Annotated in this window: 21 protein-coding genes, 2 riboswitches and 1 other annotated feature; of the genes, 19 read left to right on the forward strand and 2 right to left on the reverse strand. The window is 50.4% G+C overall.

Going from position 1 to position 23,268, the window contains the following annotated elements; genetic code table 11:
* Positions 1 to 261: 261 nt before the first annotated feature.
* The gene (locus ACI7RC_RS12550; RefSeq protein ID WP_408108587.1) at positions 262 to 1,176 is read right to left on the reverse strand and encodes a DMT family transporter; all 915 of its coding nucleotides are present in this window, start codon (positions 1,174 to 1,176) and stop codon (positions 262 to 264) included.
* A gap of 111 nt (positions 1,177 to 1,287) precedes the next feature.
* Here ACI7RC_RS12550 and ACI7RC_RS12555 point away from each other — a divergent pair, with 111 nt between their 5' ends.
* The 17 genes from ACI7RC_RS12555 (at position 1,288) to ACI7RC_RS12635 (ending at position 18,935) form a co-directional block, all read left to right on the forward strand.
* Entirely contained in the window at positions 1,288 to 2,706 is a 1,419-nt protein-coding gene (locus ACI7RC_RS12555) for an aminotransferase-like domain-containing protein (RefSeq protein WP_408108588.1), read from the forward strand.
* A gap of 79 nt (positions 2,707 to 2,785) precedes the next feature.
* Positions 2,786 to 3,601, forward strand: coding sequence for an AraC family transcriptional regulator (locus ACI7RC_RS12560; protein WP_408108589.1), 816 nt, complete (start codon positions 2,786 to 2,788; stop codon positions 3,599 to 3,601).
* Positions 3,602 to 3,714: 113 nt separating this feature from the next.
* Positions 3,715 to 5,091, forward strand: coding sequence for an MFS transporter (locus ACI7RC_RS12565; protein ID WP_408108590.1), 1,377 nt, complete (start codon positions 3,715 to 3,717; stop codon positions 5,089 to 5,091).
* A gap of 113 nt (positions 5,092 to 5,204) precedes the next feature.
* Positions 5,205 to 6,356 (forward strand): Gfo/Idh/MocA family protein, encoded by a 1,152-nt coding sequence (locus tag ACI7RC_RS12570; RefSeq protein WP_408108591.1) that lies wholly within the window; start codon positions 5,205 to 5,207, stop codon positions 6,354 to 6,356.
* Between the two features lie 13 nt (positions 6,357 to 6,369).
* Complete coding sequence (locus ACI7RC_RS12575) at positions 6,370 to 7,533, forward strand: dihydrodipicolinate synthase family protein (protein ID WP_408108592.1); 1,164 nt, start codon at positions 6,370 to 6,372, stop codon at positions 7,531 to 7,533.
* 9 nt (positions 7,534 to 7,542) lie between these two features.
* Positions 7,543 to 8,364: a sugar phosphate isomerase/epimerase family protein gene (locus ACI7RC_RS12580; protein ID WP_408108593.1), complete on the forward strand. Its 822-nt coding sequence runs from the start codon at positions 7,543 to 7,545 to the stop codon at positions 8,362 to 8,364.
* A gap of 194 nt (positions 8,365 to 8,558) precedes the next feature.
* Entirely contained in the window at positions 8,559 to 9,713 is a 1,155-nt protein-coding gene (locus ACI7RC_RS12585) for an MBL fold metallo-hydrolase (protein ID WP_408108594.1), read from the forward strand.
* 31 nt (positions 9,714 to 9,744) lie between these two features.
* The gene (locus ACI7RC_RS12590; protein WP_019119587.1) at positions 9,745 to 9,972 is read left to right on the forward strand and encodes a sulfurtransferase TusA family protein; all 228 of its coding nucleotides are present in this window, start codon (positions 9,745 to 9,747) and stop codon (positions 9,970 to 9,972) included.
* A gap of 350 nt (positions 9,973 to 10,322) precedes the next feature.
* Complete coding sequence (locus ACI7RC_RS12595) at positions 10,323 to 10,805, forward strand: DsrE/DsrF/DrsH-like family protein (protein WP_408108595.1); 483 nt, start codon at positions 10,323 to 10,325, stop codon at positions 10,803 to 10,805.
* A gap of 503 nt (positions 10,806 to 11,308) precedes the next feature.
* Positions 11,309 to 11,509, forward strand: a complete 201-nt coding sequence (locus tag ACI7RC_RS12600; RefSeq protein WP_408108596.1) for a cation transporter — start codon at positions 11,309 to 11,311, stop codon at positions 11,507 to 11,509.
* Between the two features lie 41 nt (positions 11,510 to 11,550).
* On the forward strand, positions 11,551 to 13,980 hold the full coding sequence (locus ACI7RC_RS12605) for a heavy metal translocating P-type ATPase (protein WP_408108597.1): 2,430 nt from the start codon (positions 11,551 to 11,553) through the stop codon (positions 13,978 to 13,980).
* Between the two features lie 53 nt (positions 13,981 to 14,033).
* The gene (locus ACI7RC_RS12610) at positions 14,034 to 14,663 is read left to right on the forward strand and encodes a nitrite reductase (RefSeq protein ID WP_408108598.1); all 630 of its coding nucleotides are present in this window, start codon (positions 14,034 to 14,036) and stop codon (positions 14,661 to 14,663) included.
* A gap of 330 nt (positions 14,664 to 14,993) precedes the next feature.
* The gene (locus tag ACI7RC_RS12615) at positions 14,994 to 15,647 is read left to right on the forward strand and encodes a YczE/YyaS/YitT family protein (protein WP_408108599.1); all 654 of its coding nucleotides are present in this window, start codon (positions 14,994 to 14,996) and stop codon (positions 15,645 to 15,647) included.
* Between the two features lie 106 nt (positions 15,648 to 15,753).
* Positions 15,754 to 16,008 (forward strand) — a binding site (T-box leader).
* Positions 16,009 to 16,113: 105 nt separating this feature from the next.
* On the forward strand, positions 16,114 to 17,100 hold the full coding sequence (gene trpS / locus ACI7RC_RS12620) for a tryptophan--tRNA ligase (RefSeq protein ID WP_408108600.1): 987 nt from the start codon (positions 16,114 to 16,116) through the stop codon (positions 17,098 to 17,100).
* An 86-nt stretch (positions 17,101 to 17,186) separates the two neighbouring features.
* The gene (locus tag ACI7RC_RS12625; RefSeq protein WP_408108601.1) at positions 17,187 to 17,495 is read left to right on the forward strand and encodes a M24 family metallopeptidase; all 309 of its coding nucleotides are present in this window, start codon (positions 17,187 to 17,189) and stop codon (positions 17,493 to 17,495) included.
* A 30-nt stretch (positions 17,496 to 17,525) separates the two neighbouring features.
* Positions 17,526 to 17,924 carry an RrF2 family transcriptional regulator gene (locus ACI7RC_RS12630; RefSeq protein WP_408108602.1) on the forward strand — a complete coding sequence of 133 codons (399 nt, stop codon included), beginning with the start codon at positions 17,526 to 17,528 and terminating at the stop codon, positions 17,922 to 17,924.
* Positions 17,925 to 18,029: 105 nt separating this feature from the next.
* Positions 18,030 to 18,935 carry an NAD(P)/FAD-dependent oxidoreductase gene (locus ACI7RC_RS12635; protein ID WP_408108603.1) on the forward strand — a complete coding sequence of 302 codons (906 nt, stop codon included), beginning with the start codon at positions 18,030 to 18,032 and terminating at the stop codon, positions 18,933 to 18,935.
* Positions 18,936 to 18,997: 62 nt separating this feature from the next.
* Here the strand turns inward: ACI7RC_RS12635 and pdxR are convergent, their stop codons facing one another.
* Entirely contained in the window at positions 18,998 to 20,449 is a 1,452-nt protein-coding gene (gene pdxR / locus ACI7RC_RS12640; protein ID WP_408108604.1) for a MocR-like pyridoxine biosynthesis transcription factor PdxR, read from the reverse strand.
* Positions 20,450 to 20,643: 194 nt separating this feature from the next.
* Here pdxR and ACI7RC_RS12645 point away from each other — a divergent pair, with 194 nt between their 5' ends.
* Positions 20,644 to 21,798 (forward strand): pyridoxal phosphate-dependent aminotransferase, encoded by a 1,155-nt coding sequence (locus tag ACI7RC_RS12645; protein ID WP_408108605.1) that lies wholly within the window; start codon positions 20,644 to 20,646, stop codon positions 21,796 to 21,798.
* A gap of 103 nt (positions 21,799 to 21,901) precedes the next feature.
* Positions 21,902 to 22,006, forward strand: a riboswitch (glycine riboswitch).
* A riboswitch (glycine riboswitch) is annotated at positions 22,007 to 22,099 on the forward strand.
* Between the two features lie 125 nt (positions 22,100 to 22,224).
* Positions 22,225 to 23,100, forward strand: coding sequence for a formyltetrahydrofolate deformylase (purU, locus tag ACI7RC_RS12650; protein ID WP_408108606.1), 876 nt, complete (start codon positions 22,225 to 22,227; stop codon positions 23,098 to 23,100).
* Positions 23,101 to 23,268: the final 168 nt, after the last annotated feature.

A 23,268-nucleotide genomic window follows, 5' to 3' on the forward strand; every position in this document is an offset into this window, starting at 1 on the left:
ATGAATGGGGGGAGGATATCTGTCATAACGAAAGAAGAGTACTTATCCTTGCGTATCGCCAAAGTAGGGAAAGTCACCTAAAGGTACCCAGTCAAATTTTGGGTTAGCCAATCAACATACCTGAGCCTTGTATGGAACATGGCTCAGGTATGTTACATTTCGGGACACATGTCTGCTTAAGCCGCATGAAAAACGTTCACGGCATCCGAAGGAGAACATCTCTTCAGAAAGGGCCCTTGACAATCCCCGTTGTTGCCTCGATCACTTTACTTCAAATGCTTGTTTTTTGCCTACTAACTGTCTCAAGTTATCCATGTTGACCAGAACGATTCCAACGATGATCGTGATCCCTCCGACCAACGACAACAATGTGAGAGGCTCGTTGTATAAGAGGACCCCCAGGCAAAGGGAAATCAATGGAGAGATGTAGAGCCAAGTGGATGGAAACACCGGATTGGTTTTCGCTACAAGCCAATAGAAAATGGTGTGACCCAGCATGGAACCAACGACAAGTAAATATAAAAGCGAAAGGACAGCCTTTGGGGTCAGCATAGATTCCATGTGCACCGGTTCCGTGAACATCGATAAAACGAGAAGCATCGCTCCGCCGTACATCATCTGCGCTGCATTCAAAGTGATCGGTGATGTATCTTGAAATCGTTGTACCACGCGGCGGGAATACACGGCACCGGCAGAATAAAAGACCTGGCCCAAGAGGACCGCGGCACAGCCATATATCCAAAACTTGTTAATCGAAATCGTTACACCAGGTAAAAGCAATAAGATCACACCGGTTAATCCTACGAGGCAGCCCGCCCAAGATGTAACGGAGAGACTGTGACGAGTAAGGCCGGTCTGAAGCAGCAGAATCATGAGGGGAGCCGTTGCCGATAAGACTGCTGCGATCCCAGAGCTCAAATACTGTTCCGCCCAGTACAAGGAGGCAAACACACCGAAGGTTAATCCAAGCCCGGTAAGAAACATCTCCTTCCGGAGCAGAATCGATACACTTGCCTTTTTTCTCCACGCCATCCATAAAAACAGGATCGCGCCTGCCAAAAAAAAACGAATGCCCGCTGAGAAAAAGGGCGATGCGCCTGCATCAATTCCTACCTTGATGGCCAAAAAAGTCGTCCCAAAAATCAAACACATCAGCAAATAATTGAACAGTATCATTTCTACTCCTCCTTTTTCTTCATCATAAACGAGCAGGAGCAGAACAGATGAGATGAAACAGAACAGTTTTCGGTTCAGTCCTATATAATAGGGGAAAAGGGGGTGGCATGGATGAAAAAGGAGGTACTCTCAAACGCTCATTCAGATAAGCTTTTCGAACAAGTCTATGACTATCTTTTGGAGAGAATTATTCGCGGAGAATGGAAGCCACATGAAAAGCTTCCTTCTGTCCGAACGCTGGCTGCGGATTTCCATGTGCATCGGCTGACAGTTTTTAAAGCGTATCAATTGCTGAAACAGAATCGAAAAGTGTACGTAAAAGATAAATCGGGCTATTACGTTCAACCCAGCAGCATCCTGCCAGTGAATTCACAGCATGACCCGATTGTTTCTGCCTACGTACATGAAAGCCACCTCTCCGAAATCCATCAGGTGCAGGCGGCCTATCAATTTTCCAAAGCACTGCTCGACCCTAATCTTTTGCCCAATCATTATTTTTCGGAATACGTGAAGAAAGTGTTTGATCTGTATCCCAAAGTGCTGGGAACCTACTCTACCACACAGGGAGATCAGGAACTGCGGGAAGCACTGTGCCGTTATTTTATCCATGCGTATCATTTCTACCTGTCTGCTGATGAATTGCTGATCACATCCGGTTCTCAGGAAGCCATTGATTTGATTGCCAGAGTCCTGGTAAAAGCAAGAGATACAATATTACTGGAGAGGCCCACCTACAGTCCGGCCATTGATATCTTTAGAAGACAAGGCGCTAACATCATCCCGATCGAGATCCATCGGTACGGCTATGACTTGGATCAGGTGGAAATGTTCATGCAAAGATATAAGCCGCGGTTGTTTTATATGAACCCTACCTTCCATAATCCGACGGGTTACACCGTTCCTGCCGAGCAGCGGAAGCGATTGGTGGAGATATCCAAAAAATACCAGTGTCTACTGATAGAAGATGACCCTTACCGCGATATCTATTTTGACGAAGAACCTCCACTTCCTTTCTTTGCTTATGATACGGAAGGATCTGTCATCTATCTGCGCAGCTTCAGCAAATACATCGCCCCCGGCCTCAGCATTGCCACTGTGGCATGCCGTCCATCCTTGATGAAACTTTTGCTCAAGGCGAAATCACTATCGGACAGCGGGGCACCGCTGCTGAATCAAAAGATCTTTTTGCACTATTTCTTTTCCGAACGGTTGCAGCAGCACTTGGCGAAACTTCGGATTGCACTGACTATTCGAAAGGACATCATGGAAGAAGAATTGTCTGTCACGGATTGGAACTGGTCCAGCCCTAGCGGAGGCTTTAATTTATGGATGAAGCTCCCTGAGTCGATCCCGATGGATAGTCTTTTAAGGAAAGGGATTGAGCAATCCATCACTTTTGTACCTGGTTCCATCTGCGATCCGCTTAGGGAGTATACGTCATGGGTGCGACTGAGCTATTCCTACCTGAACGAACAACAGCTGCGGGAGGGGATAAAACGGTTTGTCGGCCTGAGCTGTTCGCTGTACTGAGAATATACCCGCCCTTACTCGTAAGGCGGGTTTTTCTTGTTAGAATGAGAAAAAGTGAAAAAAGATGGAGTGGTTAAGCATGTCCTACAGTGAATTTATCTTGCCGGAAACTGGACTTTTCATCTATGAAAGCAAGCATCAAAATGGGGGGCTGGTGGCAAAGCACCATCATAAGATCTACCAGATTCTGTATGCCATCGACGGCGTGGGTACGATCACCCTGGAGCAAAAAGCCCATCATTTTGGTCAAAATCAGATCTCTTTCATCGTTCCCTACACCAATCACGCCATTGAATCCCACTCCGGACTGACGGTATTGGTTCTGTCGTTTCGGGAAGATTCTTTAACGTCGATCATCAATCCAGACTTCTTCCGCCTGTTAAAAAAAGAGTCGTTCGTGCTTGGATTAAACCCGGTCGTAGCGAGTGAAATCAAGCTTCACCTAAAGAAAATGCTGTTCGAACAGCGGAATCAAGACCGGATCTCTACCTACGCGATTCTCGTCTCCTTGCTGAATGTATTGATTCTGCTGGAGCGAAGCAGGACAGCCGTTTCCTATACGGACGCCAACACGCTTCGCGCTGAACGCATGCGTTCCTATCTGGAGACCCATTATTTCAGCGATATCACCACCAAAGATCTGGCCGCACTGTTTGAGATCAGTGTCCGTTATGTAAATGATATTTTCAAAGATAGATTCAAGACGACGCCCATGCAATACTTGAACAATGTCAGAATCGACCGGGCAAAGGATTTGCTGGTAGAGACAGACAAGGACATCGCCACGATTTGTTTTGAGGTGGGCTTTGAAAACATCTCTACCTTCTATCGATCGTTTAAAAATGTGATGGGGATTTCCCCGAACAAATTTCGAGAGATGCACGCTTTGTCATGATGGTTCCTTCTCATTTTGCGAGTCCAGTTCCTTTTTTGATAAGACGGAATTGACTGTATTTTTATAAAATTGTTTTCGAATTCAGAAAATGCACCCTGAAGGGAGATGGATGAATGGAAGTTGCGAAAAAAATGAATTCTCCAACCAAGCTGGAAGAAATTTCAGCGAGAATTGAACGCTTGCCGCTGACGAAATGGCAAGTAAAAGCGCGGATGATCGTGGGGGCCGCCACCTTTTTTGACGCGTTTGACGCACTGGCGATCGCCTATACGCTCCCGGTATTAATCAAAGAGTTCTCCCTGACCCCCGGACAGATCGGGCTGGTCATATCGATCGGTTTTCTGGGTCAGCTGATCGGCGCAGTGATTTGCGGGATCTTTGCGGAAAGGGTAGGCAGGCTGCGCATGGCGATGTGGACGGTGTTGATTTACTCCATGATGAGTTTTCTGGTCGCAGCCTCGTGGAGCTTTGGTTCTTTGCTGCTGTTCCGATTTATCCAGGGGATCGGCCTGGGAGGAGAGGTTCCGATCGCGGCATCCTATATCAACGAGATCACGAAGGCCCGAAAGCGCGGAAAATTCGTTCTCTTATACGAACTGATCTTTTCCTTCGGACTGCTGGCGGTAGCGATCCTCAGCTATTTTATTGTTCCGGTGATGGGATGGAAATGGATCTTTATCATCGGCGGACTGCCTGCCTTGCTGGTGCTCTACATGAGGCGGTCATTGCCAGAATCGCCGAGGTGGCTGGCTGAAGTCGGCAGAGAGAAGGAGGCAGAGGCAGCCATGACCTTCATCGAGAACCAGATTCGCCTGCGGACAGGAACGGAGCTGCCAGCGCCAAACATCGTGCCGATCAAAGAACATCAGCGGGCAACGCGTCTTAAAGAACTGTTCCAAGGCATCTACCGAAAACGGACGCTGGTCGTATGGTCCATCTGGTTTACCTCTTATCTTGCCTTTTACGGAGTGAGCACATGGGTGCCGTCTATCTTCAAGACTGTTTTCAATCTCTCCGTGGAACAGTCATTGCTTTACGGTTTGATCTTGATTTTGGCGGGTGTTGTAAGCGCGTTCATTTGTGCGATGACGATCGACAAGGTCGGACGAAAACTGTGGCTGTCCGGTTCGATGGTGTTCGGAGCCGCCTGCTTCCTGGTTTTGTGGTTATTGGGGGCAACATCAGCGGGCCAGGTGCTGCTGTGGGCCTCGCTCGGCTATGCCTGGGTGCAGATTGTTGCGATGGCGCTGTACTTATACACACCCGAGATATATCCGACACGAATGCGGGCACTGGGTACCAGTATCGCCACCGCCTGGCTCCGGCTGGCATCGATCATCGGCCCGACGTTTGTCGGCTACATTTTGACGGATTCCTCCATACCCTACGTTTTTCTGGGCTTCGGCCTTGTCGCTCTGGTCGGGGGCATTTTGTTCGGACTGTTTGGAATTGAGACCAAGGAACAGCGGCTGGAAGAAATATCGCCGTAACCTGTCAATTAGAGTTCCAATTTTCAGAACGCATTTCCGCTATTCGGAAGACGCTCCTGATGGAAATTTGTACAGTTTGATCATATCCATTGCTTCATGAAAGGAGAAATCGTATGACAGTACACAAGCTTGGCATTATCATGAATGGCGTTTCCGGTCGAATGGGAACCAATCAGCATCTGATCCGTTCCATCGTCGCCATCCGGAATCAAGGGGGCGTTTCCCTGCCGAACGGGGATGTGATCATGCCGGACCCGATCCTTGCCGGCAGAAATGAGCAGAAGCTGCAGGGGTTAGCGGAGGCGCATAACCTTGCACGCTACAGCACCAATTTGGAGGAGTGTTTGGAAGACCCTTATAACGTCATCTATTTTGATTCCCAGACGACCGACCGCCGGGCCGAAGACATTCGCAAGGCAATCTTAGCGGGAAAACACATCTACTGCGAAAAGCCAACCGCCTCCAATCTGGAAGACTCTCTCGAACTGGCCCGATTGGCCCGTGCAGCGGGCATCAAGAATGGCGTCGTGCAGGATAAGCTGTTCCTGCCCGGACTGTTGAAGTTGAAGCGGCTTGTGGATGCGGGTTTCTTTGGGCGGATCTTGTCCGTTAACCTGCAGTTTGGCTATTGGGTGTTTGAGGGGGATTGGCAGCCAGGGCAGCGGCCTTCCTGGAATTATCGCGCGGAAGACGGCGGCGGCATGATTTTGGATATGTTCCCTCACTGGAGGTATGTCTTGGACAATCTCTTCGGGGAAGTTCGCGCCCTCTCGTCTCTCGGCGTCACCCACATTCCCCGGCGCGTGGACGAAAAGGGAGACCCGTATCCATGCACAGCAGAGGATGCGGCCTATGCCACATTTGAACTGGAGGGGGGGATAATCGTGCACGTCAACTCCTCCTGGGCCGTGCGGGTCAATAGGGAAGATCTGCTGACAATACAGGTGGATGGAACAGAGGGGAGCGCCGTGGCGGGACTTCGCGATTGCAAAGTTCAGCATCGGGTGAACACGCCAAGACCGGTATGGAACCCGGACATGCCAAGCCCGTTGAATTACTTCGATCAGTGGCAGCAGGTGCCGGACAATCAGGTCTTCGACAATGCCTTCAAGATTCAGTGGGAGCTGTTTTTGAGGCATGTGGTTGCGGATACCCCGTTCCCCTGGGATCTGCTGGAAGGCGCCAAAGGTACGCAACTGGCTGAATTAGGGCTTGTTTCCTGGCGTGAACGCCGCTGGGTCGACGTTCCCAAGTTGGACGTGTAAGGAGGGAATCAGTATGTCTCGGGAAATAAGATTGCCTGGTCGGAACGGCTCACTTTTTGCGTATGCACCGGGAAACGGCCCTTCCTTCGCGCTGCCCTCGGGAAAACCGCAGTGTCGAACCGCTTTTGCAGCGGCGCATGTCGTATGCGATCCTTTGGCGGACGCCGATCCCCTGCACCAGTCCCGGATTGATTGGAGCGCGACCATGCAGTATCGCCATCATCTGTGGTCGCTGGGATTTTCGGTCGCGGAGGCGATGGATACAGCCCAGCGGGGGATGGGACTTGCTTGGCAGCAGGCGCAAGAGCTGATCGGACGCTCCATTACGGAAGCCCGGTCTGTGGGAGGACATGTCGCCTGCGGGGCGGGTACGGATCATCTGATGCCGGGAGCACGAGTAACGCTGGATGAAGTGGAAGCAGCCTATGAAGAGCAGTGTTCCTTTGTCGAGGAGAAAGGCGGGCAAATCATCTTGATGGCTAGCCGGGCTTTGGCAGCTTGTGCAAAGCAGCCGGATGATTACGATCGGGTCTACGGGAAAATTCTCCGTCAGGTGTCCCGGCCGGTGATCCTGCACTGGCTGGGCGACATGTTTGATCCCGCGTTGAAAGGATATTGGGGATGTGAAGATGTCGATGAAGCGATGTCGGTCTGCCTGCGGATCATTCGGGAACACCGTGACAAAGTGGACGGCATCAAAATCTCTCTATTGGACGCAGACAAAGAGATCAAAATGCGCAGACTGCTGCCGGACAACGTCAAGATGTACACCGGGGACGACTTTCACTATCCAGCCTTGATTCGGGGCGACCAGCATGGGTACAGCCACGCCCTGCTCGGAATCTTCGACGCGATCGCCCCGGCGGCTGCCGCTGCACTGCATGCTCTTGATGCAGGGGATCTAAGCCTTTACGAGGCGATTCTGGAGAAGACCGTGCCGTTATCCAGGCACATTTTCCAGGAGCCAACCTATGCCTATAAGACAGGCATCGTATTTCTGGCGTATTTGAACGGTCACCAGTCTCATTTTCGGATGATCGGCGGGGCGGAGGGAGCACGATCGGTCGTTCATCTTTCGGGAATTTTCGTTCTCGCCGACAAGGCTGGCCTGCTGCGCGATCCCGAAATGGCAAGCGAGCGCATGCGCCTCGTCCTCGCTCTTGCGGGCATTAGATAGGAGGGCCTTATGGAAAAGCTGCAAACGATCGAGCGCCTAAGCTTGAATCAGATTACGACTGAGCATTGGAGCCTGTCCGAAGCGGTGGATGGCTGCGTCCAGGCGCAGATCCCTTGGATCAGCCTATGGCGGCATAAGATTGCCGAAACGGGGCTTGCGGAAAGCAAAAAACTCGTTCGTGAGGCAGGACTCCGCGTTTCGAGTATCTGCCGGGGTGGTATGTTTCCCGCTGCAAGCGTGTCAGAACGCCAGAAGAGGCTGGATGATAATCGCCGTGCCGTGGAGGAAGCGGCGGAATTGGGAGCAGAGGTCCTCGTCCTCGTCTGCGGGCCGGCTCCGGACAAAGATATCGGCAGTGCCCGAAAATGGGTGGCGGAAGGAATCGAACAGCTCGTACCGTATGCAAAAGCGTGCGGTGTGCGGCTGGGGATCGAGCCGCTTCACCCGATGTACGCCGCGGAACGTTCGGTGATTGTGACTCTGGCCCATGCAAACGATCTGGCAGAGCAGTACAGCCCCACAGATGTTGGAGTGATCGTCGATGTCTTCCACGTTTGGTGGGATCCGGATCTGTATAACCAGATTGCCCGTGCAAGCGGCCGTATTTTCGGTTTCCACGTCTCGGACTGGATCGTGCCAACCCCGGATTTGCTGATGGCCAGGGGAATGATGGGGGATGGCGTGATTGAAATCCAGCGCATCCGCAAGGCGGTTGAGGCTTCCGGCTACATAGGCCCGATCGAGGTGGAGATCTTCAATCGGGAGATTTGGGAGAAGCCGGGGGACGATGTTCTCGCGCAGATGAAGGAGCGTTATCTGGAGCATGTATAAGTAACGGAAGGTGAATCACTTCATATCCAAAGAAGCCGCCAATACCGTGATTGCAACGGATTTGGCGGCTTGTTGACATGATGTTCCCCTGTAAAGGATCTTAATCCCATATGGTTGACAAACAGTCTCGTACAAGATAATAATACATATAGGGGTATATGTATATCACACTCTGAAGCAGGGAGGTTATCGCTATGACAATGAACGCAGCCGCAGGCATGAAGAAAATGTCTGCCAAAGAACTGGCGCAGATCGTTATCGATCGAGCAGAATGGTTTATCCTCGATGTACGCAATGAGAGTGAATTCAACGATTGGAAAATCGAAGGAGATAAGATTGAGTTCATCAATATTCCGTACTTTGAACAGCTCGAGGGCGTAGACTCTGTACTGGACAAGATTCCCCAACATAAAAAAGTGCTCGTAGTCTGCGCAAAAGAAGGTTCATCCAAATTTGTCGCGGAGCAAATCGTCGAAGCCGGAAGATCCGATATCTATTATCTTGAAGGCGGGATGAAAGCCTGGAGTGAGCATGTGGAACCCGTTAAAATCGGTGACTTAAAAACGGGCGGTGCGATTTATCAGTTCGTTCGGATCGGCAAAGGCTGCCTGTCTTACATGGTCATCTCTGACGGTGAGGCGGCGGTCGTTGACACTTCGCGAATGACAGAAGTTTACGAGCAATTTGCCCAAGAGATGAACGTATCGATTAGGCATACGATCGACACCCACCTGCACGCAGACCATATTTCCGGCGGCAAAAAGTTAGCCGAGAAAACAGGGGCAGCCTACTGGCTCCCGCCAAAAGATGCGGCAGAGGTAACGTTCAGCTACGAAAAACTGAACGAGGGCAAAGAGATTGCCGTCGGCTACACCACCATCAAGATCCAACCGATTTACTCTCCCGGTCACACAATCGGCAGCACTTCCTTGATGGTAGACGATACGTATTTGCTGACAGGCGATATTTTGTTCATCGCATCCATCGGCCGTCCAGACTTGGCCGGCAAAGCGGAGGACTGGGTCCAGGATCTGCGCAATACCTTATACAAACGTTACAAGGAGCTTTCGGATGAGCTGATTGTCCTTCCCGCCCACTTTGGAAAAGGATCTGAACTGGGTGAGGGAGGCAGGGTTGCTGCCCGGATGGGGGACTTGTTCCGGATGAATCCGGGTTTAAATATCCAGGATGAAGCGGAATTCAGAAGAACAGTAACGGAGAATTTGCCGCCGCAGCCCCATTCCTATCAAGAAATTCGCCAGACGAATATGGGGAAACTCTCCCCCAGCGAAGAAGAACAGCGCGAAATGGAAATCGGTCCAAACCGTTGTGCGGTTCACGATAAATAAACCCAAATTAAATCGTCAGGAGAGATGAAAAATGCAAGCAGATATCGTCGTTGATGCAAAAGGATTGGCGTGCCCTATGCCGATTGTGAAAGCGAAAAAGGCTTTAGACAGCCTGGAGCCGGGACAGGTGATGAAAGTAATCGCAACGGATAAAGGTTCCGTAAATGACTTTCAAGCTTGGGTAAAGCAAACCAACCACGAAATGATGAAGCATGAAGAGGAAAATGGAGTCTTTACGTTTTTTGTAAGAAAGAAGTAGGCAGAGAAATAAGCGAACACCATCAACGTGTTCGCTTATTTCAAATCATCGTACACAATCCGTATTCCGAGATGGTAGTAGGTTTCCTCCCGGTAATGACCTTCCGGGCAGACCTTCACATAGCCTAATGTGGTGTGCATGGCTTCCAGGGAATGATTGCATGTGTCACATGTATGTGTAAGAAGAACCTTATTCAAAAAGGCAAACATGGATTAATCACCATTTTCCGATTAAAATACTTGGTTTTATTATATCCCTACTTTCTTTGTGCGTATAGAGTCTTTTTTTTTTCCTAGGACCATGAATGAAATGGGGGACAGGCATACAGTCACAAAAGGAGAGATCTTCACATGGATAAGAAACGCGAAAAAACGACGATCGTTTTGTTTAGCGGTGAACTGGATAAAGCCATCGCCGCATTTATTATTGCCAACGGCGCTGCTGCCTATGACCATGAAGTAACGATTTTCTTTACGTTTTGGGGTTTGAATACCCTGCGCAAAGACGAAGTGGTCAAGGTGAAGAAGGGCTGGCTTGAGAAAGCGTTTGGCTGGATGATGCCCAGGGGGACAAACAAGCTGGGATTATCTAAAATGAACTTCCTAGGAATGGGCCCGAAAATGATCAAACACGTGATGAAAAAGCACAACGCACTGTCCCTGCCGCAGCTGATCGAATTAGCACAGGAACAAGGAGTAAAACTGGTTGCCTGTACAATGACGATGGATCTTTTGGGCTTGCAACAGGAGGAGCTCATCGACGGCCTGGAGTATGCCGGAGTGGCAGCGTATCTTGGCGATGCTGCTCATGCAAAAGTGAATTTGTTTATATAAAACATGGATGAATCATGAAGAAAGCCAGCGAGGTTTATTCTTTTGACGAAGGCTATGTTAAATTCTAATGTTGATTATTGACCTCCTGCTCCACCGAAGGCAGCTTGTCACAACAGGTGGCTCAGCGGAAGAAAGATCTGTCTGTCACTAAGTGATTGACGGCGGCTGGACTGCTCTTTAATCGCGAAGTCATGTAAAGCAATGATCTCTGCGATACCGCGCCTATATAGTCTGACTTCCCTTTTTGTGCAGGGAAGTTTTTTTGTTGACAAATTTTTACGTACAATGTAGCAGAGCTTATTGACAAATATAGTATAGGGGGGTATAGTAAATATCGAAGAGAGGAGGTGAAGGGCAGCAGATAAAGAACTCTGCCTTGAAGAATTGCAGGTGGCTTGTGCAGTGCCTTCGGAAAGAAAACATACACACCGGGTAAAAATAAACCGAATCAGCGGCCCGGTTGCATGAGAAATAACCATACCAAACACAAGGAGAAATGAACCATGAAAAACGTAACCCTGAAAGTAGAAGGAATGTCCTGCGCTCACTGCGTAAACAGTATCGAGGGTGCCATGAAGGATTTGGGAGCAAAAGGAAAAGTGGATTTGTCCAACGGTACGGTAACGGTGGATTACGACGAAGCAAGCATCACCCTGGATGCGATCAAAGAAGCAATAGAAGAACAGGGGTATACCGTCGTTTGAGTTAACCAAACGAGAAGACCGCCTCGGAAGAAGGGACTAGTATGGAAGCCGTAAGCAATGAGATGAAACAAACGACGCTGCAGCTCTCAGGGATGACCTGTGCCGCTTGTGCCATAAAAATTGAAAAAGCTTTGAACAAGATGGAAGGCGTCGGGCAGGCAAATGTAAACTTTGCGATGGAACGGGCAACCGTCGTCTACGATCCGAAAAAAGTGGATGTCGGCCAGATGGAACAGCGCATCCAGAAGCTCGGCTACGACACGGCGAAGGATTCCATCGACCTGCAGCTGGTCGGGATGACCTGCGCTGCTTGTGCGATGAGGATTGAAAAAGGGCTGGGCAAATTGCCCGGGGTCTCAAAAGCCACCGTCAATTTCGCGACAGAGACGGCCCATGTCGAGTACAATCCGGCCGATGTATCTGTATCCGATATGCAGACGAAAGTAGAGAAGCTTGGCTACAAAGCGGTTCCCAAACAGGAAGAAGCGGAGCAGGGAGAGTACCGCAAACAGGAACTCGCCCGGCAAAAAAGCAAACTGCTGATCTCTAGCCTCCTCTCGCTGCCCTTGCTTTGGTCGATGGTGGGCCACTTTTCGTTCACTTCGTGGATTTGGGTGCCGGATCTGTTCATGAATCCATGGATGCAGCTGGTGCTGGCAACGCCCGTTCAGTTTTACGTAGGGAAACAGTTTTACGTCGGCGCATACAAGGCGCTTCGCAACAAAAGCGCCAATATGGATGTCCTGGTGGCGCTTGGAACGTCGGCCGCGTACTTCTACAGTCTATTTTTAACACTTCAATGGGCGATGGCATTAGGTGAAGCACATAACGTTCCAGCGATGTATTATGAGACAAGTGCGATCTTGATTACCCTTGTGATTCTCGGCAAGCTGTTTGAAGCACTGGCCAAGGGCCGCACGTCTGAGGCCATCAAGACGTTGATGGGACTGCAGGCCAAAACCGCCCTCGTCGTGCGCGATGGACAGGAATTGACCATCCCGGTGGAGGAAGTCATTGTCGGGGACGTCGTCTTGGTGAAGCCGGGCGAAAAGGTTCCGGTGGATGGCGAAGTCATCGAAGGGATTTCCGCTGTCGATGAGTCGATGTTGACCGGAGAGAGCATTCCGGTTGAGAAAAAAGCGGGAGATACCGTCATTGGCGCGACCATCAACAAAAATGGCCGACTGAAGGTGAAGGCGACAAAAGTGGGCAAGGAGACGGCCCTCGCGCAAATTATCAAGGTCGTGGAAGAGGCGCAAGGATCCAAGGCGCCGATTCAACGGATCGCCGATGTGATTTCCGGCATTTTCGTACCGATCGTAGTCGGTATCGCCCTTGTCGCCTTTCTGGTCTGGTTTTTCCTGGTGACCCCGGGAGACTTCGCAGGTTCGCTGGAAAAAGCCATCGCGATCCTGGTCATCGCATGTCCTTGTGCACTCGGTTTGGCGACTCCGACATCGATTATGGCCGGTTCAGGCCGCGCCGCAGAGCTTGGTGTGCTGTTTAAAGGCGGGGAGCATTTGGAGTCGACGCACAAAATCGAAGCGATCGTCCTCGACAAGACAGGCACCGTGACCAAAGGGAAACCGGAACTGACGGATGTCGTTGCCGATCGCATCGATGAAGCTTCCTTCCTCCGTCTCGTCGGTGCTGCCGAGAAGAACTCGGAACACCCGCTTGCAGAAGCAATCGTCTCCGGCATTGCGGCCAAAGGCATCGACATGCCAGGTACAGACGAGTTTGAAGCCATTCCCGGATACGGCATTCGCGCGGTCGTGGAAGGCAAAGAAGTGCTCGCCGGCACACGCAAGCTGATGGCGAAATACAACGTGGAAGCAGCGCATGTGTTTGAAACCATGTCGAAGCTGGAGCAAGAAGGGAAAACGGCGATGCTGATCGCCATTGACGGCCAATACGCCGGCATGGTGGCCGTAGCCGACACGATTAAGGAAACGTCCAAAGAAGCCGTTGCGCGCTTGAAGCAGATGGGCATTCAAGTCATCATGATCACCGGGGACAACGAACGTACAGCAAAGGCCATCGCGGGGCAGGTGGGCATTGATGATGTGCTCGCAGAAGTCCTGCCGGAAGGAAAGGCGGAAGAAGTGAAAAAGCTGCAGGCACAAGGCAAAAAAGTGGCCATGGTCGGCGACGGGATCAACGACGCACCCGCTCTTGCCGTCGCAGATATCGGGATGGCGATCGGAACCGGCACAGATGTCGCGATGGAAGCAGCCGACGTAACTTTGATGCGCGGTGACCTGAACAGCATTGCCGACGCCATCTCCATGAGCCGCAAAACGATGCGCAACATCCGGCAAAACCTGTTCTGGGCGCTTGGCTACAACACGCTGGGCATTCCGGTCGCGGCGATCGGGCTTTTGGCACCGTGGATCGCCGGTGCAGCGATGGCTTTAAGCTCTGTCTCCGTCGTACTCAATGCCCTGCGGCTGCAAAGGGCGAGAGTCTGAAAAAATCAACAAGATACTCGTATCGGATATAAGCGAAAGAGGGGTACCAGCTTATGGGGAAAAAGAAATTGGCGGTTACACCCGGTTTTGAGGTGGGAGGAACCATTTTTCGCCCGGAGCAGTTGGCCGTGCTCGGTACGATCGTAGGCGAAGACGCCAAAATTGAGTTGACGACGTTTAAACAGCTTTACGTGGAAGTGCAGGAAGAACGCGAAGAAGAAATCAAGGAAAAACTGCAAGAGGCCGGGCTGGAAATTCAGCCTGCCGGTTTTTACACCAAAAATCTGATCACCTGCCATTTTTGCCGGGGAGCAGTAGAGGCCGGAATGGCTGCAGCGAAGAAGTTGGATGAAGCAGTGGCTGGCCATCCGGTCCCCTCCCCGTTAAAGATCGGGTATGCCGGCTGCGCTCTGGGAACCTCTGAGCCGTTGCTGAAAGACATCGCAGTCGTCAAAATGAAGGATAGCTTCGATATTTACGTGGGAGGAGAAAGCAAAGGATTGAAGGCCAAGCTCGCCCGGCTATTCCTTTCATCGGTCACAGAAGAGCAATTGATACCGCTTGTACAGAATTTGATTCGGTATTTTCAGGAGAATGGAAAAAAGAAGGAGAAATTTTCTACATTTATTGACCGGGTATCGGTTGAAGCGCTGCGGGAAGCGGTAGCAGTAAACGAAGGTTGAGAGCAGGATTGGCGCCAGATGATTCTGGTGCTTTTTATTTTGATAGACAATTTGCATCATTTGTATAAAATGAGAAGGTGTGGGTTTCAAATCAAGCGGCAATCATGCAACAACATTCAGCGGGTCAGTCATATGGGACTTCCATTCAAACATGATCCCATTTCCCCCCTTAATGGTGGTTCATGAAACAATCGAATGATGGATTCGGCAGGAAAGAAGGTGAAAGCTATGTATGGACGACATTGGGCAGCATTCTCTCAATCACCCCCCTGCATGTCCTGAATAGGGCAGAAGAACAGGGGTTAACCGCCCCAAAAAGGGGGATGAATCATGGGAAGGAAGTTCTGGCTTCATCCGCTTACGGTGCGATACGGCATGTTCATGCTGGGATTGGCCGTGATGGGTTTTGGGATCGGGATGATGATAGAAGCCAATTTAGGCGTTGCTCCGTGGGATACACTGCATATCGGATTGCAGAAGACGTTTGGCCTGACCATCGGAATGTGGTCGCAAATCGTAGGTGCGCTGATTATTCTCGCATCCTATGTCATCGCCAAGATCAGACCGACGGTGGGCATGTTTTTGAATATGTTTTTCTTTGGGCTGTTCATTGACTTGTTCATGTGGCTGAACTGGATCCCTATCGGCGAGACAGTCATCGAGCGAGTCGTCTTGTTCGCTGCCGGTCTGCTGATCTATACCTTCGGCACGGGCATGTACATCTCGCCGCGGCTGGGAGCCGGACCGCGTGACAGCTTTATGCTGGCCCTGCATGAACGCATGGGCTGGGGCATCGGCAAAGTCAGGATCGGGATTGAGTGCACGGTTATGATTGTGGGCTTTCTGCTCGGGGGACCGGTCTCGGCGGGGACACTGGTAACGGCCCTGGCGATCGGACCGTTGATCAAGCAGTTTATCCCGATGTGGGAGCGATTGATGGCAAAGCCCTACGGAAGAGCATCAGAGGCACAGCTTGTCGAATGACTGTAAGCAATACCACCACGTCACATGCTGACGTGGTGGTTACAAATTTTCATTTAACTTATGGATCATATTCAGTTAGTCAGTTTTTCATAAGTGAAGTAAGGAATGAACGATGTTGAAGAAGAGCAAGTACGTATCAGATCTGAGGTTCAGAGAGTCGGTGGTTGCTGTGAACCGATCCTTACCTGATGCCGAATGGGCTTCTGAATCGCTTCGCTGAACGATGAGTAGGCGTTGCCGGGATTCTCTCTCCGTTATCAAGAGAGGAGTATCGTAAGGATTTTCTGTTTCTTACCGTACTTGAGAGTGAATCGCTTGTTGCGATTAAAAAAGGTGGCACCACGACAACCTCGTCCTTTACCGGGCGGGGTTTATTTGTGTTCCTTGAAAGGGGGGATGTCCATGGATGACGGTTGGTGGATCTCAAGTTTATATGACCCAAGCTTCATGATGAGGAGGATTAAAAATGAAAGAACGCATCTTAACAGGTGATCGGATTACGGGAAAACTTCACCTTGGACATTACGTCGGGAGCCTAAAAAACCGAGTGGAGCTGCAAAACCAATATGAAACTTACTTACTGCTAGCAGACGTTCAGGCGCTGACGACTCACTTCGAAAAACCTGAGTTGATCAAGCAAAACTTGCGCTATGTGGCATTGGATTATTTATCCGCAGGGATTAACCCTGATCAAGCAACGATCTTTATTCAATCTTTGATCCCAGAGATTGCCGAGTTAACCACTTATTTTTCCATGTTTGTGACGGTCAACTCCCTGCGCCACAATCCAACGATTAAAGCGGAAGCCAAGGAGCGCGGGTTCCAAGATATGTACTACGGATTCCTTGGATATCCCGTAAGTCAGACAGCAGATATTACTTTTTGTAAAGCGGCTTTGGTTCCTGTAGGCGAGGACCAGCTGCCTCATATTGAACAGACCAGGAGAATCGTCCGCCGCTTTAACCAACTTTATAAACCTGTGTTAGTGGAGCCTCAAGCGCTCATCGGGGACATTCCGCGGCTTGTCGGTCTAGACGGAAACAAAAAAATGAGTAAAAGCCTTGGAAATGCCATTTATCTGGATTCTAGCCGAGAAGAGGTGCAGGAGAAGATACAAAAAGCGACGACTGATCCAGCCCGAATTCGCAAAACGGATATCGGCCATCCTGATATTTGCCCGATCTATGCTTATCATCAAGCATTTCGTAAAGAAGGCTCCGATGAGATTTATGAAAGCTGTAAAAAAGGGCAAATCGGGTGTATGGAATGCAAGCGAAACATTACGCAAAGGATTAACGACCTGCTTGAACCAATACGGGAACGAAGAATCGTGTATCAAAACGATCCGAAAAAAATAGATGAAATACTCATCTCAGGGACAAAAAAAGCACGCCTTGCAGCAAAAGAAACAATGGAAGAGGTCCGTGAAGCAATGAGTATGAACTATTTCTAATGCTGGCATAAAATATCATAGCAGGCTAATGGAAAATTCCTCCTTTGTAGTAAGATAAAAATATCTAAAAGCGGAGGGGACCATTTATGACAATCGGATCTCAAAAAGACATTGATGCCCTAAAGGAAATTGGAAAAATCGTTGCATGGACGATACGTGAAATGAAACGTCACGCACGCGCGGGAATGACGACAAAAGAACTGGATGATATTGGCGGGCGTTTTTTGAAAAAGCATGGGGCTGTTCCTGCACCCAAGAAAACGTATCACTTTCCTGGATACACCTGTATTAGCCTCAACCAGGATATTGCTCATGGCATTCCTGGAAATCGAAAAATACAACCGGGCGATTTGAAGCCAAGGCTTGACATACCAACCACTCTAAAGATATTATAGATATATTAAGTCTGTAAATGAGGTGCCATCATGAGATTTACAAAAGCGACCAATTATGCCCTGCATACCATGCTTGCACTCATGGCCGCTTCTCCGGTCAAGCCGGTAGGCGTTCAACAGCTGGCGGAGTCTCAAGGCGTCTCTCCAACGTATCTCTCCAAAATTTTGACAAGGCTCGTAAAAGCGGGGATGATCGAATCGGTGTCCGGCGCTAATGGGGGCTATCGGTTGTCCCGCAAAAAAGACGACATCACGTTTTTGGACATTATCCAGGCCATTGAAGGCACGGCTTCTCTATTTGAATGCGATTTTGTCCACGGCGAAGAATGCCTGATCCAGGCTGTAATGAAGGAAGCCGAAGAGAAGATGGAGCAGCATCTCAAACAAACGAAATTGGCTGACCTGGCAGAAAAGCTAGCGAAAGTGTAGGATAGGCCCCGTTATGGGAAAACGGGGTTGGTTTGCTATTAAAAATTTTTGGCTTTATTACAGATATAATAAGTCTTTAATATCTATTTAAAGGAGATGAATGTCATGATGTATGATTGCGCGATTATTGGCGGAGGACCCGCCGGGTTGAATGCAGCCCTTGTGCTTGGCCGGGCGAGGAGAAGGGTGGCTTTGATCGACAACAATCAGCCGAGAAATGCCGTCACACATGCTTCCCACGGCTTTATTACAAGAGACGGCACCACACCGGGCGAGTTCCGCCGTATTGCTTATGAGGAAGTCCTGCGTTACCCGTCAGTCGATCATCTGCAAACCGAGGTTGTTTCCGTTGGCAAGCTTGCATCCGGATTTGAGCTGCTCGATTCGGCGGGCCTTCGCGTTCAAGCGCGAAAACTGATCCTGGCGACTGGCGTAAAGGAGATATTTCCCGAGATCGATGGATTTTATCCGCTGTACGGGAAAAGCTTGTTCAATTGCCCCTATTGCGACGGCTGGGAGCTGCGGGATCAACCGCTTGTCGTTGTTTCCGAACATCCGTCCGCTTTTCATATTGCTAAACTGGTCCTCAATTGGAGCGAGGATTTGGTCGTCTGTACGAACGGCATGGCGTCCCTGTCGGATGAGCAAAAAACACAGCTGGAATCAAAGGGGGTCGTAGTCAGGGAGCAGCCAATTGCGGCTTTTATCGGCCAAAACGGACAGCTTGAGCAGGTTCGCTTTGCCGATGGGATCAGAGTTCCGCGGACTGGCGGCTTCGTGACTCCCCAGTTTGTGCAAAGTACACCGTTTGGAGAACAATTGGGTTGTGAACGGACGGAGCACGGCGGGATCAAGACGGATCCATTGGGACGAACCTCGATACCTGGTTTATACGCCGCCGGGGATGCTTCATACATCGCACCTTCCCAATTGATCTATGCCGCAGCCGACGGCAGCCGTGCCGCCATGGGAGTCAATATGGATTTGACAGAGGAAGATTTCGTCCAATAATCTTATCCAGTAAGCACGAGAGCCGATATTCCTCCTTTAGGCGGGATATCGGCTCTTTTGGCCTATCGTTCAAATTTCTGAATGATCTTCGCCAATCGCGAAATTCCTTCTTCCAATTCGGCCGGCGATGCACTGCCGTATGAAAGCCGTAGATGATGGTGATCAGACCGGTCGTAAATATTCCCGGGGTAGAGCAAAACTTCTTGTTGGAGGGCTTTCTCAAACAGCGCCCGCATCGAAACAGGACGATGCAGCCGCAGCCAAATGAAAAATCCGCCAGAGGGGCAGCTCCACGAGGCCATTCCTGTCATATATGTGTCCAACGCATGTAAGGCGGCCTCCCGGCGTCTCTGCAAAGTCTCTCTTGTCTGCAGCAAATGCTGCTCGTACAGGCCGCTTCTCAGGCACTCAGCGACGGTCCATTGCGACAGGGAGCTCGACCCGTAATCCAACTGCATTTTGAGGTCGGCCAGCCGGTTGATGACAGGATCCGGGCCGATCAGCCAACCGATGCGAAGTCCAGGCCCCAAGGTCTTCGACATGCTTCCCAGGTACAGCACCAAGCCGTTTTTATCCCTTGCTTTTAACGGAGCGGGCGGAATGTGGTCAAGCCATAAATCCCGATAGACATCATCCTCGACGATCGGGAGCTGCTCCCGCTCGCATATCGCCAGCAGCTGCTTGCGCCGCTCTTCGGCCATCAAGATGCCGGTAGGGTTGTGAAAGCAGGGGATTGTATAGAGCATCGCCGCCTTTAGCTCCCGCTTCTGCTGCGGAATCGCATCCGTCACGAGGCCATCTTGATCGAGCGGCAGCCCTGCCATCCTCATTCCCGCAGATTGAAACACAGACAGAGACTGGACATAGGAAGGTTTTTCCGCCAAAACGACAGATCCCCGCTTCAAGAGACCCATCGAGATCAGTTGAAGAGCTTGCAGCGCTCCTGATACGATCAGGATGGAGGATGGCGAGGCCACGATTCCTCTTTTCCTCGCGTAATCGCTTATCTGCTGTCTCAGATAAAGCAGTCCCTTGGGATCCTCGTAATCCAGCGATTTCATCATGGCCGGCAGCTTGGGCAGGATGGATTGCAGCATGTCAGTCGGAAAAAGTTCGGGGGGAGGACCTGCTGTGCCCAGACGAATGATCGTTGGACTGTTTTCCGATTGATTAATGTCTTGAACGGTGGGCAGACTGGGCCGGTAGACACCGGATCTGGTATAGGCATCCCAATCGGGCGCCGAGTTGGCCGCCATGATCGACCACGTATTGTTTACCACTCTCGTTCCGCTTCCGCTGCTCCCCTCGATCAGGCCCTCGGCAGTCAATTCGGCAAAAGCAGTTACGACCGTGCTTCGATTGACACCGAACTCTCGCGCTAACATCCGCTCCGTGGGAATTTTACTCCCTAGCGGCCACTCCCCATTGCTAATTTTTTGCTTGATGAAATGCGTGATCTGCTTATACAAAGGGACCGGGTCGGCGCGATTTGGCTTCCAGTCGGATAGGAACATGTATTTCACCTCGTCTTGCGGTCTGCAAATGTGACGACTCTCTGATAAAGCTTGGTTGGCTCCCAGATGCAAACCAATTGGATGGAGACACCGGTATCTATGAACCTTATCATATTAAAAAACAGAGAAATAGGTAAGACTCATCTACGTACTTTTAAGATCGTGTATCCAAAACGCGAAGGAGAGATACGAGTATGAAAGAATTGTCCAAAACGAGAAGCAGGCTGCCTCATTCAGGAATCCGCCAGCTCATGGAGCTATCCGCGGCGATTCCCGATGCCATTCATCTGGAAGTGGGTGAACCTAACGCCAATACGCCGCTGCATATCCGGGAAGCAGCCACTGCAGCCATGAACGAAGGTTTTACTGGCTACACCTCGGTGTACGGCTTTCCATCGCTGCGGGATGCACTGTGTGAGCATCTTGCCCGCCGCTATGGCTTAACGATCACAAGTGAACAGGTACTGGTCACCACCGGTGCAGTAACGGCTTTGACCGCCTGTTTACAGGCGATTGCCGACGCTGATGAAGAAATCCTGATTCCCGATCCGGGCTGGCCGGCTTATGAAATGATGGCACTCGCGCAAGGGTCGGCAGCCAGAAGATATCATTTGCGGATGGAGAACGGTTTTGCCCCTGATCTGGAGGAGCTGGAACGACTGGTTACACCGAAAACCAAGGCGATTTTCATCAATACCCCGGGGAACCCGACGGGAGCCGTGCTGACGCGGGAACAGATCATGGAATTGCTGGCATTTGCCGTCAAACACGATCTGTACGTGATATCGGACGAAGTGTACGACGGGATTGTCTTCGATGGTACTCATATCAGTCCAAAGGCGTTTGACACCGATGGCCGTGTTATCAGCATATTTGGCGCGTCGAAAAACTACGCGATGACCGGTTGGCGAATCGGCTACGCCGTGGCCAATCCGGAAATTACCGCGCTAATGGGAAAAGTGCTGCTGCCCTTGATCTCTTGCGCCTCCTCCATTTCGCAAAAAGCAGCCGAGGCTTCGATCCGCGGGCCGCAGGACTTTGTTGAGGAGATGAGGGAAAGCTACAAACAGAGACGGGACAAAGCATACGATTTGTTTACACAGGCAAACGTAAAAGCGTTCAAACCGGACGGCGCTTTCTATATGCTGGTTGATATGTCGGAACTGGATCGGACAGCCGATGAGCTGGCGCTGGATTTGCTGAAAGAGGAAAAAGTGGCGGTAGCACCGGGCACCACCTTTGGAGAGCTCACCAGCAAAATGGTCCGCATATCTCTTGCAACAGAAGAATCGCAGCTGTTGGAAGGGGTAAGACGGATTTGTGACTTCATCGCCAGACATAAAAGATGAGAGTAGGTTGAATTGACGGAATACCGTTTCTTTTTCGAATTGACAAGAATATGGTACCCGTGCTTTACTGGAAAAAATGTTCCTATCATTTCAATAGCTGCGGATGAAGATTGCAGGAGAGACTAGACGATTGGTTTAGCACCGAAGGAGCAAGTCCCAAAAAACCCTTTGGGATTAATCTCTCAGGTAAAGATACTGCGATTGGACGTACCTCTGGAGAGCGCTGAAAAGCCACCAAAGGGGAATACTCTGCGCCACAAGGCGGAATTAAACTCTCAGGTAAAAGGACAGAGGAAAGGGAGATGATCGTAATCTTTCTTTCCCCTGTCTTTTTTTACGTATGAGAAGACGCCCGTGATAGGGGGAAGAATATTCAATATCCATACTCCCTGTTGATTATGGGGGAATAAAAACGGAGGGATTGAAATGGATCACGATTTGGCCAAAAAGGAAAACAGAGCTGTGCTGTTGATCTCCTGCCCGGAGCGTCTGGGGATCATCTCTGCCGTATCCAACCTGTTATTTGGCTACAAAGCAAATATCGTACAGTTTGATCAGCATACGACAGACCCTCGGGACGGCATGTTTTTTATGCGCATCCTCTTTGATTTGGATTCGCTTGAAGCTTCCTACCCGCAATTGGAGCAGGATCTGTCCAACATGGCACAGGAGTACCCGATGGAATGGCGCCTCAGCAAGGGGAGTCAAACCAAACGGATGGCAATTTTTGTATCCAAGATGGACCATTGTTTAGTCGAACTCTTATGGCGCTGGAAGTCCAGAGAGATTCTCGTCGACATCCCCATGGTTATCAGCAATCATCCCGATGTAAAGGATACCGTGGAATCTTACGGAATTCCTTTTTACCACATCCCGACGAATACGCAAACCAAAGAAGAAGCGGAGCAGGCAGCCCTGGAGATTTTGCGGGGAAAGGCAGACTTCCTCGTGCTGGCAAGGTACATGCAAATACTCTCTCCGCGTTTCATCGCGCATTACCCCAATCAAATCATTAACATCCATCACTCATTCCTTCCCGCGTTCATTGGCGCCAATCCCTACAAACGGGCATTTATGCGCGGCGTAAAACTGATCGGCGCAACCGCACACTACGTGACCAATGATCTCGATGAGGGGCCGATTATTGAGCAGGACGTCATCAGAGTCAATCACCGCCTGAATGAATCCGATCTGAAGGTGGCTGGGCGCCGCGTAGAGCGAAACGTCTTGGCACAAGCTATCTCATGGCATGTAGAGGACAAAGTGATCGTTTACGGGAACAAAACGATCGTTTTCGCTTAAGAGTCCGGAAACAGAAGAAAATGGGAAACTTATTGATAATTTCCTGCTGATCATCAGTGATTGCAAGCTTTGAAGAGACTTCCAACGCCTTGCGATGCCGCAGGCAACTTTTCCAGCGCAGCAAATGTTGTTGACACGACACCAAATGGTGGCCTATAATCAAATCGA

It is taken from the genome of Brevibacillus sp. B_LB10_24 (assembly GCF_046036945.1).
Taxonomy (GTDB): Bacteria; Bacillota; Bacilli; order Brevibacillales; family Brevibacillaceae; genus Brevibacillus_C.